The organism is Flavobacterium algicola, assembly GCF_022399565.1.
In the GTDB taxonomy this organism is placed as follows: Bacteria; Bacteroidota; Bacteroidia; order Flavobacteriales; family Flavobacteriaceae; genus Flavobacterium; species Flavobacterium algicola.
In genome coordinates, this window is the sequence record NZ_JAJTUT010000003.1 from 182,901 (window position 1) to 200,090 (window position 17,190).

The following is a 17,190-nucleotide window of genomic DNA, read 5'->3' on the forward strand; positions in this document are numbered from 1 at the left end:
ACTAGTTTGTTTTCGAAAAAGAAAATAAAAGTAAATAGGATAAAAGGTTTACAAGCCGTGCAAGAATATCATTATTATATGAAATTCGACCCGGTGAGTGTCAAAATTAAAATTTGTAAAGTTTAAATTTGAGGAAATAAATAAAATAGGTCTTATCTATAAACCTACACTTATACATTCTCTTATGATAAAAAAGTTGATTATTTCTGCTGTGCTTATGTATGTGAGTACTTCACGAGCACAAGAATTCGCCAATTATGTGAATCCATTTATAGGAACTTCAAATTTTGGAGCTACAAATCCGGGTGCTATTGCCCCAAGAGGAATGGTAAGTGTATCTCCTTTTAATGTTGCAGGAAAACAAAATATACTAGAGAAAGACAGCCGCTGGTTGTCAAACCCCTACGTTAGTGAAAACAATTTTTTAACCGGTTTCTCTCATGTTAATTTGAGCGGAGTAGGTTGTCCAGATTTGGGAGTGATTTTATTAATGCCGACCACGGGTGAGTTAGAAACAAACCATTTAAAATATGGTAGTACTTATACCAATGAAGTAGCAAAAGCGGGTTACTACAGTACTACTTTAAAAAAGTACAATGTCAAAGTAGAAACAACAGCCACCACTAGAACGGGTGTTTCTCGCTATTCTTTCCCCAAAGGAAGGGCCAATGTTTTATTGAATTTAGGTTTGGGCTTAACCAATGAAGAAGGAGCTGCAGTAAAAATCGTTTCTTCGACAGAAATTGAAGGAATGCGTAATGTTGGTTCTTTCTGCTATTACAAACCAGAAGAGGCATACCCGATTTATTTTGTCGCAAAATTTAGCAAGCCAGCCCAGTCGTTTGGTGTTTGGAAAACTCCAAAAGCCTACAAAGGGGAAGAAGCACAGTGGATGCCCTACAATGGTAAGACAAGAATCATGGAGGAATATCGCAAAGAAGTTATAGGTGACAGTATTGGTACTTACTTTAAGTATGACTTTGATCAACCTACACAAGTTGAGGTCAAAGTAGGAGTTTCGTATGTGAGTATTGAAAATGCTAGAGAGAATCTAGAAAAGGAAACACACGACTTATCTTTCGAAAAAATTCATCAACAAACCGCTTTAAATTGGGATACCAATTTGTCTAAGATTAAGGTTGAAGGTGGTTCTCAAGATGATAAAACAATATTTTACACTGCTTTATATCATACGTTACTACACCCAAATACGCTTAATGATTACAATGGAGATTACCCAAAAATGATGACTAGAGAAACACTAAACACTAAAGACACGCGTTTTACGGTTTTTTCTTTATGGGATACCTATCGCAATTTGCATTCGCTTATGTCTTTAGTTTACCCAAAACAGCAGTCAGATATGGTCAAGAGTATGCTTTCGATTTATGACGAAAGCGGTTGGTTGCCCAAATGGGAATTAAATGCAACTGAGACCACTACTATGGTTGGCGATCCTGCAGGAATAATAATAACGGATACTTATTTAAAAGGGATACGAGATTTTGATATTGAAAAAGCATATACTGCAATGGTCAAGAGTGCCGATACGCGAAAAAATAACCCTCTGCGTCCTGGTATTGATAATTATATCGACAAAGGATATTTAACAGCACATCAAGAAGGTTCGGTTTCAACCACTCAGGAATACAATGCTACTGACTTTTCTATTGCATTACTTGCAAAAGAATTAAATAAAAAAACAGATTATAAGCGTTTTTTAAAACGTTCTACTTCATACAGAGCACTATTCGATAAAAAATTAAATCTTTTACACCCTCGTAATGATGATGGAAGTTTTTATGAACCATTTGACCCACTAGCGGGTACAAATTTCACTAAGAGTGTAGGCTTTATCGAAGGGAATGCTTGGCAGTATGCTTTTATGGTTTCTCATGATATAAAAGGTTTAATGAAATTAATGGGCGGACAAAAAGCTTTTAGCGCACAGCTACAAAAAATATTTGATACCAATCAATTTGATATGGCAAATGAGCCAGATATCGCCTATCCTTATTTGTTTAATTATGTAAGGGGAGAAGAATGGCGCGCACAAAAAACTGTGCAGAAATTGGTGAAAGAATATTTTCAAAACAAACCAGCGGGCCTTCCTGGGAATGATGATACGGGGACAATGTCGGCTTGGTTGATTTACAGCATGATGGGAATTTATCCTATTTCACCAGGAGAGCCTGTATACAGCATAACGACTCCAGTTTTTGATAAAGTAACAATAGCGCTAGATTCACAATACTACAAAGGAAAAGAGTTGATTATCGAGAAAACTGGGGAAGAAGAAGGAATTATAGATAATATTCAGCTAGACAGTAAAGTACACAACAGTTACTTCATCAACCACGCTGATTTAGTAAAAGGATCCAATTTAAAAATTAATTTGAAATGAAAATAAAAATATTACTAATACTTGCAATACTAGTTGTCAATCAGAAAGGTAATGCACAAAATGCTTTAGAAAAAGTTGTCTTTAAGAATCAGCTAATCAATTTTGGTAAAGAAGATGCAGGTCAAGATGCAGACGTAATTAGGCTTCAGGGAGGAAGACTGGTTTTGAAAAAAATTACTGTTCCAAGTTACAATAAAGGAACCGATGTTTTAATTAAATTATCATTACAGTCAAATGGAGATCGATGGGACAAATCGGGATCTTGTTTTATAGTTACAGATCCTAGTAAAATTTCGATGATAGCTATTTCAAAAGGCGAAAAAGAATTTCCTCCCAAATCGAATGTTGACAAGAAACATAAAGGTATTTTGGCAACAGAAGATTATAAACCGGCTGTAGAGTTATTGCGATTTATGACACCTTTTGGAGTTGGATTTTACAGCAATGATGATGGTAAACATCGCAAACCAGTTTATATTCCTAAATGGGAAAATGAAGTAGTTTGGGAACAAGACATTTCACAATTAGCTAGTGTGGTGACCAGTACTTTTTATATAGGAGTATGGATTGACACTTGGACGAAAGAAGGTTATAAAATTGATCTTAGTTTGAAATATTCTGATCGCCCTACAAAAATCACAAAAGTCATTCCGCTTATAAATACAGTAAACTATGTGAAAGGTCAGGGCTTACCCGACTTTTTTGCCAACGGTTCGTTAGATTATGTATTTGAAATAGCTAAAAATCTCAAAAATGCTAAATTACATTATACGACCACAGGTCATGGTGGGCACAGTGGAGGAGATGAATTTATCAAGATAAAAAATAGTATTCATCTGGATAATAAGTTGGTACTAGATACAATTCCTTGGCGTGACGACTGTGCTTCTTTCAGACGCTTTAGTCCTACCTCTGGTGTGTGGTTGAAAAAAGATTCAACTTCGTACAGAGATTATGAGACCAACACTTATAAAGTAAAAGAAATTGAGGAACGTTTGGCTTCATCAGATCTTTCGAGATCCAACTGGTGTCCAGGATCGATGGTCAAACCATATTCTATAAGCTTGGGAGATTTGAAGACGGGTAAGCATAATATGAAAATCACCATCCCTGCAACACAATCAGAAAAAGACAAAGCCAATCACTGGTTGGTTTCAGCCTATATAACCTACGAAGATTAATTTTTTCGATCTCTTTTAATAGAAATTTAATTCAAATTCTTAGCAATAGGATAACATTATGGAAATAGTAAGAGTTAAAAAAGAAAGTATTTTTTAACCAACACCTTGTTAGATTCGTCATTGGTCGAACTAATTTGAGGTACTGTTTTTTTGTTCTTTACTTTATAAAGAATAGAATGAATTTGTATGTTCAATAGTTTTACTAAGACGTACAGCAAGTTATGCAATCGATACTACGCTTAATGCTAGTGATTAAAATTCGATACTATCAAAATTGATTGTTTTTTCAGTAACTATTTCGTTATAAAATATTTTCGATAAAAAACAAAACATTAGAGTCTCATAGGCTCTTTTGTCACACATATACTAACAATATTAAATTACAAAAAATGGTTAAAACACGATTTGAAAATAAAGTGATGATGAAGAGCAACATGACTGCCATTTTTATTCTGGCGACTATTGTGCTTTTCAGCAGCTGTAAAGCCAAAAAAACAGTAGAAAAGACAAGCAGACCAAACATTGTATTTATAATGAGTGATGATCATGCATACCAAGCAATAAGTGCTTATGGTCACGGCTTGAATATTACACCAAATATTGACAGAATTGCTAATGAAGGAGCTTTGTTCAAGAAAGGTTTTGTTACCAATTCTATTTGTGCGCCCAGTAGAGCAGCGATGCTTACAGGGAAACATAGTTTTGTTAATGGTAAAGTAGATAACGTGAGTCCGTTTGACTGGAACCAAGATAATTTTGCAAAGTCATTACAAAAAGCAGGTTACCAAACGGCATTGGTAGGGAAAATTCACTTGGATGGACTACCACAAGGATTTGATTATTCGAATGTTCTAATCGGGCAAGGAGAGTATTACAGTCCAGAATTTATAGAAAATGGTGTGAAAAAGACGTATCCAGGATATGTAACTACTGTAACTACTGATATTGCTTTGGATTGGTTGAACAATAAGAGAGCCAAAGACAAACCCTTTTTATTGCTATACCACCAAAAAGCACCTCACAGAACGTGGATGCCAGAAGAAAAATATTTTAAATTATTCGAAGAAAAAACATTTACCCCACCAGCTAATTTCTTTGATGACTATGAAGGAAGACCAGCTGCTGCAGGTCAAGAAATGAGTATTTTTAAAGATATGGATGTAGTCTATGATTTAAAAATGCTAGACAAAGAAGGTACTATTAAGACACCTCACAGAAACGGTTTCCAGAACCAGTACAATAGAATGGATAAAAAACAAAAAGCAGCCTGGGATGCTTATTATGATCCGATTATTGCAGATTTTAAAGCAAAAAATCTACAAGGAAAAGAATTAGCCTTATGGAAGTTCAACAGGTATATGCACGATTACCTGCGTACAGTTCAGTCTGTAGATGATGGTGTGGGAGAACTTTTGGATTATTTAAAAGCAAACGGATTAGAAGAAAATACTATCGTCGTTTATACGTCAGACCAAGGATTCTATTTGGGAGAGCACGGATGGTTTGATAAAAGGTTCATGTATGAAGAATCTTTTAGAACACCAATTTTGATGAAGTATCCAAAAGAAATTAAAGCAGGAACAGTTGTTGATGGTATGGTACAGAACATTGATTTTGCTCCATCATTTTTAGATTACGCTGGAGTTGAAATACCAAAAGAGGTTCAGGGAGAATCTTTTCGAAAATTAGTTAGTGGAGAAAGCAGCGAATGGAGAGATGCAATCTATTATACCTACTACGAATTTCCGGGGGAACATCATGTAAAACGCCACTACGGTGTGAGAACAGATCGTTACAAATTGATTCATTTTTATTATGATATCGAAAAATGGGAATTATACGATCTAGAAAAAGATCCGTCAGAGATGTCAAATGTTTATGATGATCCATCGTATGCAAAGGTAAAAGCTGATATGCACAAACAACTAGAAGCAATGAGAACAAAATATGGCGATAGTGATGCGCTTAACTCTCAGAATTTATCCAACTATTTGAAGGCAAAAAATTAATAATCATTTACAATAAATAATACCACAGATGAAAAACAGTTATTTAATAATTCTGATTCTTTTAATAATTACAAACGCAACTAATGCGCAAGAAAAGGTTAATTATCTTGAAGAATCTCCAGCTGATTTTAAAGCAAGAATGCAATGGTTTGACGATGCTAAGTATGGAATGTTTGTCCATTTTGGTTTGTACAGCCAGCTTGGTGGTATTTATAAAGGAAATGATAAAGGACGATATGCCGAATGGATTCAAGGGAATCAAGACATTCCATCTGAAGAGTATGCAAAATTAATAGACACCTGGAATCCAAAAGATTTTAACGCTACCAAGATTGTAAAGCTTGCCAAAAAAGCAGGAATGAAATATCTGGTAATTACGACAAAACACCACGAAGGTTTCGCTTTGTGGGATTCAAAATATACTGATTTTGATATTGCTAATTCGCCTATGAAAGGACGTGATTTGGTGAAAGAATTGGCAGATGCTTGTAGAAAAGAAGGACTTCACTTTGGTACTTACTACAGTATTACAGATTGGCATCATCCAGCACAAGAGCCAGGTTTTAACGAAAAAGAAAACAAACTGGCTTGGGGGTTAACACACATGAAAGACGGTCGTAAAGAAGAATATGTCACTTTCATGAAAAACCAGATTAAAGAATTGATTGAGAATTATGATATTGAAATCATTTGGTTTGATGCAGATTGGGCAGAATGGTGGACACTAGAAGATGGAAATGATTTGTACCAGTACATTCGAGAATTAAAACCGAACATCATCATTAATAACCGTGTATCGAAAAGAGACAAATTTAAAAAGGATTTTGGTACGCCAGAGCAATTTCATTTGGATAACAAAGTAGATTATTATTGGGAAGCCTGTTATACACTTAACGATTCTTGGGGATTTAAAATCAAAGACAAAGAGTGGAAAACTCCAGAGGTTGTTTATGAAAAACTGAAAGACATTAATGGTAAAGGTGGGAATTTCTTATTGAATGTTGGCCCAGACGGTGACGGAAATGTACCAAAAGAATCCGCTAAAATATTGATTGAAGTAGGTAAAATGTTAAAAAGGGACAAGTAACAGTAAGAATTACAGAAGATTAAATTTTTAAAATCGCTAAGATGAAAAAAGCAGCCGTTATTTTATTATTACTTCCATTTTTACTGGCGCTAACAACCTTAAAGAAGGGAGCCAGATTATCATTTGCAAATACCGAAAATCAAACGCAATATGAGTATGCTAAAACAGAACTAACTTTTTTCTTAAATGAGGAAGCTTTAAGGTCTGCTAACAAAAGTAAAATCAATCATATAGCATTCAAATTTACACTGAAGCCAAATTTTGAAGAAGCTGCTTTTGCTGTAGAATCTAAATTAAGTAAAGGTACTTTGAATGTAGAGTTGATTGGAAAAACACCATCAGACGTGCTTTATGCAGCATACACCTTTCTAGAAAAAGGAGGGTATCTATTTGATATGACAGGTCCTGTTTTACCAAAACAATTCGATTGGGAACTATTGAAAAATTATAGTGACAAAATTATTCCAGCTATAAAAAAAAGAGGAATCAGACAACACATCAATTTCCCAATGGACATTTCAGCTTGGCCTTTGGAAGCGGCGCAGGAATACATTCGCAACCTTTCAAGAATGCGTTTTAATGCCATCACTTTTCATAGTTATCCTGGTCAATGGTATGAAGTAGTTCGAAAAGATACTACTGAGTATGCTGGTCATTACTTTTATGGTGATGAATATGCAATTCCAGATCAAAGAGACATAAAGGCAATTGTAGACAATAAAAAATATTTCTGTATTCCCGAAATCGAACCTTTTTTCGAAAATAAAGAAGTTAGAAGTCAGAAGTCGATTGAATGGTTGCAAAATGTAATTAAAGAAGCGAAGAAAACCGGAATGTTTGTTCAATATTCTTTCGAACCAAGAGAAACTACTTCTGATGTTGCCAAAACAATAGAGACGGCAAAAGCTATTATGAAAGAGTATCCAATGATTGATGCATTAGAATTAATCACTGAAGAATCGGGCGGATGGGGACCTCGCACAACAAAAGAGAAAACCAAAGAAATAATTACAGAACATTTTGGTAAAGAATCGCTAAATGACAGCATCGTGATGAAACCCGTAGCTGACAAGCAATCCGATCTTGCCTATGTGTACGGACAAGTAGGTCACTCTATAAAAGCGATCAATTATTTAAAAGAAAACAACATTGTCCCAAAAGGCTTTCCTTTAAAATTGGGGATTTATGTTGTAATTTCAGAATACGCCACTCCTGCTTATTATTTGGCTCGAAAGTTTGCTCCCGATACAGAGGTTGCCATTCTATCTGAACATCATAGTTTAAATGTGAATGATAATATTCCAGATATTATTAAAAACACTGAGGATTGGGACAATACAATGGTGTATTCTTGGATCGAGCTAGACGGAATGATGTTTATTCAACAAAATGGTATTTCTGGAATTAAAGGAATCGTAGATCAATCGGTAAAAAACACTACCGATCACCGTGGAAACGCTATTTTGTACAACCACTGGAGAACTGCTGAGAACAAAATCACGTCAAGATACTCCGCTATTTCAAGTTTATACGGTGCTGTGAATCCGGTAGATTTTTACAAGGAGTATGCAAAGGCGAATGGAATTGTAAGTCAAAATGATTTCGCATTAGCGATGGAAAAATTAAGTGAAGCAGATTCAATTTCGATAAAAAATGTTAGCGGATTTGGTTTTTGCTGGAAAGGACGATGGAAAAATGGAGGCTCACTATCTGCTTATCCGGTAGAAAAACTGCAAAGAGTAAGAACGGCGTACGAAGATGTTTTGGTGCAATTAAAAGCATGTAATTTAGAAACAAAAAATAAATACGGACGCGAAGTTTTATCTTTATTGGATAATCGTATTCGCACAACCATTGTGTACATCAAGGCTTTTGAAAAAGGTCGTGAATTGACACAGTTTGATACCAAAAAACCATTGTCTGAAGAACAAAGAATTAAGTATGTAGCCATCTGTAACGAAATGTTAGCCCTCTTTGAGCAGTACACCCATATTTATGCTCAGATAAATCCAGACAGAGGTGTAGTAGGGAACTTAGTAAGTTTATGGAATGGACCTGTTCACGGTGTTAAAGTGCTGAGACAAAAATTTGGTGGAGTTGAGTTCAAAGAAGAAATTCCTTTTGGAACTGTAGTTGATGCGCCACCATTGCCTACGATAAATGAAGAAAAATAAACCGAATCGTAAGATATTTTAATAAAATTTATAAAAATCTAGAAAATGCGTATTAATTTAAAAACAGTACTGATTGTAGTTTGTGTTGTATTTCTTAACAGTAAGACCAATGCACAGCAAAAAACAAAAAAGCCAAACATTCTTTTTCTCTTCACAGATGATCAACGTGGTGGTACTATAGGAGCAATGAATAAGTATGATGTAAAGACTCCCAATATGGACAAACTGGTTCATAACGGAACCTCGTTTACCAACTCTTATATTTTGGGTGCAACCACAGCTGCTGTTTGTTCGCCTAGTCGTGCCATGGTAATGACGGGTCGTCCTTATTTTCAAATCGACTCAAATGTCTATGCGCAATTTGCCTATCCAAAGGGAGAACAAGGAAAAAGTAATCTCTTGACCTTCCCAGAATATTTCAAGCACAACGGATACACCACATTCGCAACGGGGAAACAACACAATGGAACCGATTGGTTAGAGCGTGGTTTTACTCATGTAAAATCTGCTTTTCTTGGCGGTATGACAGTTCATTTTGGTACAAAAGTACAAGATTATGAGCCTGAGCAAGGTTGGTCTGAAAAATATTCAGACAACGAAAAATTTAGTAGTGAAGTTTTTGGAGACGCAGCGGTAAGTTTCTTAAGCGAGTATAAAGAAGAGGCACCCTTTTTAATGTATGTTGCTTTTACTGCACCACATGATCCGCGTACTCCTCCCAAAGAATATCAAGCAATGTATGCTGCAAAAGATATTGAATTGCCTAAAAATTATATGCCACAGCATCCTTTTGATATCGCTGATGACCACATTAGAGACGAAATGTTATTGCCTTTCCCAAGGACTAAGGACGCTATCAAAAATGAAATTGCAGAATATTATGCAATGATCACTGCAACAGATAATCAAATTGGTCGAATCATCAAAGCTCTAGAAGCCTCAGGACAAGCAGACAATACGATCATCGTTTTTGGTGGAGACAATGGTTTGGCGTTAGGACAACATGGATTACTAGGAAAACAAAGTGTTTATGAGCACAGTGTAAGTGTACCCTTAATTTTTTGTGGACCAAATATTCCTAAAGATCAAAAAAATGACGCCCTAGTTTACTTACATGATATTTTTCCAACATTATGCGGTTTAACAGGACTTGATATACCGAAATCAGTTAAGTCACTAGATTTAACTCCAGTCCTTAACGGAACTAAGAAAGAAGTTAGAACGAGTATGTTGTATTCTTATAATTCTTGGCCAGGCGAAGCGTATAATCCAAGTATAAATAACTTAGGTGGCCACAGAGCTGTACGTAAAGGGGATTATAAATTAATAGTAAGTGCTAAGCACGATGTCTTTACTTATCAGTTGTTTAATGTGGTAAAAGACAGATGGGAGCTTAAAAATTTAGCCGATGACAAAAAATACCAAGTAATTCGTAAAGATTTAATGGTAGAATTAGAAAAATTGATAAAAGAAGCTGGAGATACTGCTGATTTAACTAAAAAGGAATTTGGCCTTTTTGATCATCCAGAGGATTATGATTTTAAAAATAAAAAATAAAAATTACAGATTATTTTATTTAAAATAGTAAGAAAGCACTAATACAATATACAATGCAAAAAGGGAAAACAATTTATTCTATAGTACTTATGATGGGTGTCATCATTCTTGGTGCCGGTTGCAAGGCCAAAGTAGAAGAAAAGAAAGTGGTAGCAAAGGACAAAAGACCTAATATTTTGTTCATCATGGCCGATGATCATACTTCTCAAGCTTGGGGTGTTTATGGCGGCATATTAAAAGATTATGTTCGAAATCAAAATATCCAACGACTTACCAATGAAGGTACATTATTAGAAAACTGTTTGGTTTCCAATTCTATTTGTACTCCTAGTAGAGCGACCATACTTACAGGACAATACAGTCATATCAATGGTGTTACTACGCTAGGTAACGGATTAGCGCCAGCATACAACAACATTGCAAAAGAATTGCAAAAGGGAGGATACCAAACTTCGATTATTGGGAAATGGCATTTAAAACAAGAGCCGGCAGGTTTTGATTATTACTGCGTTTTACCAGGTCAAGGTGAATATTGGGATCCAATAATGAAAACCAAAGACAATTGGGAAGATTATTATGGAGGTGGTAAGCCTTACAAAGGATACAGCACCGACATCATCACCGACATGACGACTGACTGGATTGACAATAGAGACACAACCAAACCTTTCGTAGCGATGTGCCACTTCAAAGCTACACATGAACCTTATGATTACCCAGAACGCTACAAAGATTTGTACAGAGATATTGATATCCCTGTCCCAGCATCTTTTTATGATAATGGGCCAGAGGTGACAGGTAGATCTTTTAACGGACAATCTATAGATGAGTTGCAAAAACGATATCTAGATGCTACAGCTAATCCAGAATTGAGAAAAGATTTTATGAACTATCCAGAACTTCCATTTTCTGTAGAGGGTTTAAATGCAAATGAAGCACGTATGAAGACATACCAAAAATTCGTTAAAGACTTCATGCGATGTGGTGCTGCAATTGATGACAATATTGGTAGGTTATTAGATTACTTAGACAAATCTGGTCTTGCAGAAAATACAATTGTCGTATACACTGCCGATCAAGGCTATTTCTTAGGAGAACACGGTTGGTTTGATAAACGACTTATTTTTGAAGAATCAATTCACATGCCTTTTGTTATTCGCTACCCAAAAGAAATTAAAGCTGGTGCCCGAAACAAAGATATTGTTGAGAATGTAGATTTCTCTGCTCTTTTTGCAGATTATGCTGGTATCCCTTATCCAAAAGACATGCAGGGTCACAGTTTTCGTGAAAACTTAAAAGGGAATACACCAAGTGATTGGAGAAAATACGGTTACTACCGCTACTGGGAACATTCTAAAGACAGACCAGGGCATTTCGGAATTCGTGGTGAACGATACAAAATTGCATTTTTCTATGGTAATGGTTTAAAAGAAAATAAATATTCGAAAGCAGAACAGCCAACTAAATTTTGGGATTTTTATGATTTGAATGAGGATCCAAATGAATTACACAATGCATACAACGATCCAAAATACAAGGATATTATTAAATCTATGAAAGTGGAGTTATTAAAGCAACGTAAAGACCTTGGCGATTTAGATAAAGACGATCCTGAAATCAACGAAATTATTGCTGCTCACTGGAATGATTAATTTTAAGTGTCCGCTATAATTCTAACAATCTATAAGAATGAGAATAAGATCCATTATTTTAATGAGCTTTTTTGTTGGTTTCATTACCGTAAACAGTAATGCACAACAACAAGAAAAACCAAATATCATAATCATCATGGCTGATGATATGGGATATGGAGATTTATCATCTTATGGTAGCAAATTAATCAACACGCCTAATCTTGATAAATTAGCAAGCGAAGGAATAAAATTTACCGACTTTCATTCAAACGGGTCGGTATGTAGTCCTACTCGAGCGGCATTGTTGACGGGTAAGTACCAGCAACGTGTAGGCATTGATGGTGTAATTACTGCAAAAAATGATCGAGATGCTGGCCTAGAACCATCAGAAAAAACGTTTGCCGAGAGTATGAAAGAAGCTGGTTACGTTACGGGCATGTTTGGAAAATGGCATGTGGGGTATCAAACCAAATTCAATCCAATTAATCAAGGTTTTGATGAATACATTGGCTACGTTTCTGGAAATGTAGATTATCATTCGCACATCGATCAAGAAGGATATGAAGACTGGTGGACAGGCGTCAAATTGCAAAAAGAAACAGGATATTCGACAGATTTAATTACAGAACATGCGGTAAATTTCATCAGCCGCCATAAAGAAGAACCTTTTGTATTGTACATTCCGCATGAAGCACCTCATGGTCCATTTCAAGGCCGTACTTCAGCACCTGAACGCGATAGTACCGATAAAGGAACGCAGTCAAAAAAACAACTTTCTCAGGAAGAGTTAGACTTGGTTTACAAAGAAATGGTAGAAGTCATGGATGAAGGTGTTGGAAAAGTAATGGCAACCTTAAAAAAATTAAATTTAGATAAAAATACCTTCGTTTTCTTTTGTTCTGATAATGGCGGAATAGAAAAAGTGGGTTCGAATGGAGGACTTAGAGGTTACAAATCTACTTTGTTTGAAGGCGGTCATCGTGTACCGGCGATAGCGTGGTACCCAAGTAAAATTAAAAAAAATCAGGTGAATGCTGATGTGTACCTAACGATGGATTTGTATCCAACCATTATGGACATAGCAGGAGCAGCTAAGCCAATAAATATTGACGGAATCAGCTTTAAAAACCAGCTTTTTAATAACAAACCCGTAATTGCTCGCGAGCTGTTTTGGGGGTATATTGGTAGAAAGGCCATGCGCAAAGACAATTGGAAAATGATTTTAAACGGAAAAGATGCAGAACCTTTACTGTTTGATTTAAAACAGGATATTGGCGAGACTACTAATCTTGCAAAGCAGTATCCTGAAAAAACATCCTACATGTCAGAAAAAATGAATTTTTGGGAGAAGGATGTGAATTCGGGAAAATAATTCAATTAATTGATCCTGTTTATAGTTTGACGACATTTTAAATTTTGTAAAAAGTAAGAGCATAGCTAAATACAACAATAAAAAATAATATGATTAAAAAAATAATTTTACTGTGGCTCCTTTGCGTAGGTACGATGCAGGCTCAAGAAAGTTTTAAGCTAGCGTATGACAAACCAGCAATGTTATGGACAGAAGCTTTGCCAATAGGTAATGGTAGTCTTGGTGCTATGATTTTTGGAGGTGTTGCACAAGAACACATACAATTTAATGAGGAGACACTTTGGGCGGGTGCACCTCATGACTATTCTCACAAAGGAGCAAGCAAGTATTTACCACAAATAAGGGCTTTATTAACTGCGGGTAAACAACTGGAAGCGCAAACATTAGCTCAAAAAGAATTTATGAGTGATCCAATTAAGCAAGTATCTTATCAACCTTTTGGAGATATTTACCTTGATTTTAAAGGACATGAAAATTTTACCGACTACAGTAGAACATTAGACCTTGGAAATGCAATTCATACCGTTTCCTATAAAGTAAAAGGCATTACATTTAAACGAGAGGTCCTCTCTAGCTTTCCAGATAAAGCGATAGCTGTGCATCTTACCGCTAGTAAATCCAAAGCATTAAATTTTAATTTATGGGTTGATGCCGTTCATGATGATAAACGAGTGACCACCTCTGGTAATACCCAAACCTTAGAAGTAAAAGTAAAAGATGGCGTTTTAAAAGGGATCGCTACTTTAAAAATTACCACCAATGGTAAACTCAAAGTCGTTAATGGAAAATTACACATTACCAAAGCATCTACTGCAACTATTTATTTATCAGCTGCTACCAATTTTATCAATTACAAAGATGTTTCGGGTACTCCAGAAAAAATTACTAAAACTGTCTTAGAAAATATCGGAAATGCTACCTATGCTGACGTTAAAAAGAAGCACATAACCGATTATCAATCTTTGTACAAACGCTTTACTTTAGATTTAGGTGACAACGGAAAATCAGCAAACACAACAGAAAAAAGAATTTATGATTTTTGGAAGAATCCAAATGACCCACAACTAGTAGCCTTGTATGTGCAGTACGCTCGGTACTTGACGATTTCGAGTAGTAGACCAGGAAGTAAGCCAGCAACATTACAAGGAATTTGGAATGATAAATTGACACCCCCATGGTTCAGCAGCTACACAACAAACATTAATTTAGAAATGAATTACTGGCCGGTTGAAGTTTATAATTTAAGTGAATGTAACGAGCCGCTGTTTGATTTTATAAAAGAGGTGTCTCAAACAGGTAAAATTGTAGCAAAAGAACATTATGATGCTGATGGTTGGGTGGTACATCATAACGTAGATATATGGAGGGGAGCCGCACCAGTAAACGCCTCTCATCACGGAATTTGGTTAGGTGGTGCCGGATGGTTGAGCTCTCATATTTGGGAACATTATTTATTTACTCAAGACAAAAAGTTTCTAGAAAACCATTATCATTTGATGAAAGAAGCGGCACTATTTTATAGTGAATTTTTATACAAAGATCCAAATACTGGTTATTTAATAAGCTCTCCATCAAATTCTCCAGAAATAGGAGGACTTGTTGCAGGTCCAACTATGGACCATCAAATTATTAGAGCATTATTTAAAGATATTATTCATGCCTCTAAAATTTTAAATACAGACGAACTTTTTGCTGAAAAACTAAGAGGAATGATTCCACAAATTGCTCCTAACAAAATAGGAAAGCATGGTCAATTGCAAGAGTGGTTGGAAGATGTAGATGATCCAACATCACATCACAGACATGTATCGCATTTATGGGCTGTATATCCTGGTTACGAAATCAATTATGAAGAGACTCCAGAATTAATGAAGGCAGCAAAACAGTCTTTAGAATATCGAGGGGATAACGGAACGGGTTGGAGTTTGGCCTGGAAAATTAATTTTTGGTCACGTTTCAGAGATGGAGATAGAGCTTACAAATTATTAAATGCTTTATTGAGTCCTGCCGAACATGAGGAGCGTAAAGGTGCTGGAGGATCTTATCCAAATCTTTTTGATGCACACCCACCGTTTCAAATTGACGGTAATTTTGGTGGTGCTTCTGGAATATTAGAAATGTTTATTCAAAGTCAGTTAAATAAAATTGAATTGTTACCTGCATTACCAACAGCTTTACCGAAAGGTAGTGTTTCGGGAATCGTAGCAAGAGGTGGTTTTGAACTAGCATTCAAATGGGAAAATGGCAAATTAATTGAAGTAGAAGTACTTTCGAAAAAAGGAATGCCATGCATATTGCAGTATGAGGATAGCAGCATCACATTTAATACGCAGGCTGGAAAGACGTACAAATTTGATGCATTATTAAACAAAAAATAAATAAAAAATGCAAAGTGTAAGAGTAATAGGGATCGCATTGACCACTTTATTGTGTTGCAGTTTTGCTGTAAAAGGACAAACTAAAGCACCACAACCGAATGTGATTATCATTTTTACAGATGATCAGGGGTATCAGGATGTGGGAGTATTTGGCTCCCCTTTGATTAAGACACCAAACTTAGACAAAATGGCGCAGGACGGAATCATGTTTACCGATTTCTATGCTGCATCCTCAGTATGTTCGCCATCAAGAGCGGCATTATTGACGGGGTCATATCCTCCGAGAGTGGGAGTTCCCAAAGTATTTTGGCCGAATTTACCCGGAGGTTTGTCAAATCAAGAATGGACGATTGCCGATATGCTAAAAGATAAAAACTATGCAACATCATGTATAGGTAAGTGGCATCTAGGAGATGAACCTCAGTATTTGCCAACGATGCAGGGATTTGATTCTTATTATGGAATTCCGTTTAGTAATGACATGTCTGTAAATCCAAAATCCAAAGTGTCAGATGCTATCCTGCTTAGAGAAGGGATGACGATGGATAGTTTGCGTGAAGTTAAATGGAGAGGAAGAAGAGTACCCTTACTGCAACAAGACGAAGTAATTGAATACCCTGTAGACCAATCTACCATCACACAGCGCTATACACAAGAGGCTTTGAAATTTATAGAACAAAATAAAGAAAAACCATTTTTCTTGTATCTCGCTCATACGATGCCTCATGTTCCTTTGGCGGCTTCTCCAAATTTTAAAGGGAAAAGTGCCCGCGGTGCTTATGGTGATGCAGTAGAGGAAATAGATTGGAGTGTAGGCGAAATTTTAAAAACATTAGAAACGCTTCATCTTGACAATAACACGCTTGTGATATTCACTTCTGATAATGGTCCTTGGAAGTTAGATGACGGACAAGGAGGAAGTGCTTTACCACTAAGAGGACACAAGTCAGAAACCTGGGAAGGCGGCATGAGAGTACCTATGATTGCAAAATGGACAGGCAAAATAAAATCAAGTAGTGTAAGTACTGAAGTAGCTTCTACAATAGATTTATTGCCAACAATAGCCTATTTGACAGACGGAAAGTTACCTGAAAAACAGATTGATGGTAAAAATATATGGTCACTTTTACAAGGAAGTAAAAAAGTAAAATCACCGCACAACAAGGATGGGTTTTACTATTATTTAGAGTCCACATTAGAAGCCGTTAGATTAAAAGAGTGGAAATTAAGAATACATGATGGCGAAGTATCGCTTTATAATCTTAAAAATGATATATCAGAAAGTACAAATGTCGCAGAAGCAAACCCTAAGAAAGTAAAGGAATTAACAAAAATGATACTTGAATTTGATACCGATTTAAAAAAGAATCAACATCAGTTCAATTAAATTGTAT

10 protein-coding genes are annotated in these 17,190 nt (G+C 35.8%); all 10 read left to right on the top strand.

What is annotated here, in order from left to right:
* The first annotated feature begins 184 nt into the window (after nucleotides 1-184).
* On the top strand, nucleotides 185-2,404 hold the full coding sequence (locus LXH21_RS11705) for a GH92 family glycosyl hydrolase (RefSeq protein WP_239866062.1): 2,220 nt from the start codon (nucleotides 185-187) through the stop codon (nucleotides 2,402-2,404).
* Nucleotides 2,401-3,585, top strand: coding sequence for a PNGase F N-terminal domain-containing protein (locus tag LXH21_RS11710; RefSeq protein WP_239866064.1), 1,185 nt, complete (start codon nucleotides 2,401-2,403; stop codon nucleotides 3,583-3,585). Before LXH21_RS11705 ends, LXH21_RS11710 begins: the two co-directional genes overlap by 4 nt.
* 389 nt (nucleotides 3,586-3,974) lie before the next feature.
* Complete coding sequence (locus LXH21_RS11715; RefSeq protein WP_239866066.1) at nucleotides 3,975-5,594, top strand: sulfatase family protein; 1,620 nt, start codon at nucleotides 3,975-3,977, stop codon at nucleotides 5,592-5,594.
* Between the two features lie 28 nt (nucleotides 5,595-5,622).
* Nucleotides 5,623-6,681 carry an alpha-L-fucosidase gene (locus tag LXH21_RS11720; protein WP_239866068.1) on the top strand — a complete coding sequence of 353 codons (1,059 nt, stop codon included), beginning with the start codon at nucleotides 5,623-5,625 and terminating at the stop codon, nucleotides 6,679-6,681.
* 41 nt (nucleotides 6,682-6,722) lie between these two features.
* On the top strand, nucleotides 6,723-8,855 hold the full coding sequence (locus LXH21_RS11725) for a hypothetical protein (protein ID WP_239866070.1): 2,133 nt from the start codon (nucleotides 6,723-6,725) through the stop codon (nucleotides 8,853-8,855).
* A gap of 45 nt (nucleotides 8,856-8,900) precedes the next feature.
* The gene (locus LXH21_RS11730) at nucleotides 8,901-10,412 is read left to right on the top strand and encodes a sulfatase-like hydrolase/transferase (protein ID WP_239866072.1); all 1,512 of its coding nucleotides are present in this window, start codon (nucleotides 8,901-8,903) and stop codon (nucleotides 10,410-10,412) included.
* A gap of 53 nt (nucleotides 10,413-10,465) precedes the next feature.
* Nucleotides 10,466-12,064 (top strand): sulfatase family protein, encoded by a 1,599-nt coding sequence (locus tag LXH21_RS11735; protein WP_239866074.1) that lies wholly within the window; start codon nucleotides 10,466-10,468, stop codon nucleotides 12,062-12,064.
* 37 nt (nucleotides 12,065-12,101) lie between these two features.
* Nucleotides 12,102-13,418, top strand: coding sequence for a sulfatase (locus LXH21_RS11740; RefSeq protein ID WP_239866076.1), 1,317 nt, complete (start codon nucleotides 12,102-12,104; stop codon nucleotides 13,416-13,418).
* Between the two features lie 89 nt (nucleotides 13,419-13,507).
* The gene (locus tag LXH21_RS11745) at nucleotides 13,508-15,796 is read left to right on the top strand and encodes a glycoside hydrolase family 95 protein (RefSeq protein ID WP_239866079.1); all 2,289 of its coding nucleotides are present in this window, start codon (nucleotides 13,508-13,510) and stop codon (nucleotides 15,794-15,796) included.
* Nucleotides 15,797-15,803: 7 nt separating this feature from the next.
* Nucleotides 15,804-17,183, top strand: coding sequence for a sulfatase family protein (locus tag LXH21_RS11750; protein ID WP_239866081.1), 1,380 nt, complete (start codon nucleotides 15,804-15,806; stop codon nucleotides 17,181-17,183).
* The last annotated feature ends 7 nt before the right edge of the window (nucleotides 17,184-17,190 follow it).

Coding starts and splice junctions, on each gene's coding strand:
- LXH21_RS11715 (WP_239866066.1), top strand. CDS start 3,975: ATGGTTAAAACACGATTTGAAAATAAAGTGATGATGAAGAGCAACATG.
- LXH21_RS11730 (WP_239866072.1), top strand. CDS start 8,901: ATGCGTATTAATTTAAAAACAGTACTGATTGTAGTTTGTGTTGTATTT.
- LXH21_RS11740 (WP_239866076.1), top strand. CDS start 12,102: ATGAGAATAAGATCCATTATTTTAATGAGCTTTTTTGTTGGTTTCATT.
- LXH21_RS11745 (WP_239866079.1), top strand. CDS start 13,508: ATGATTAAAAAAATAATTTTACTGTGGCTCCTTTGCGTAGGTACGATG.
- LXH21_RS11720 (WP_239866068.1), top strand. CDS start 5,623: ATGAAAAACAGTTATTTAATAATTCTGATTCTTTTAATAATTACAAAC.
- LXH21_RS11735 (WP_239866074.1), top strand. CDS start 10,466: ATGCAAAAAGGGAAAACAATTTATTCTATAGTACTTATGATGGGTGTC.
- LXH21_RS11705 (WP_239866062.1), top strand. CDS start 185: ATGATAAAAAAGTTGATTATTTCTGCTGTGCTTATGTATGTGAGTACT.
- LXH21_RS11725 (WP_239866070.1), top strand. CDS start 6,723: ATGAAAAAAGCAGCCGTTATTTTATTATTACTTCCATTTTTACTGGCG.
- LXH21_RS11750 (WP_239866081.1), top strand. CDS start 15,804: ATGCAAAGTGTAAGAGTAATAGGGATCGCATTGACCACTTTATTGTGT.
- LXH21_RS11710 (WP_239866064.1), top strand. CDS start 2,401: ATGAAAATAAAAATATTACTAATACTTGCAATACTAGTTGTCAATCAG.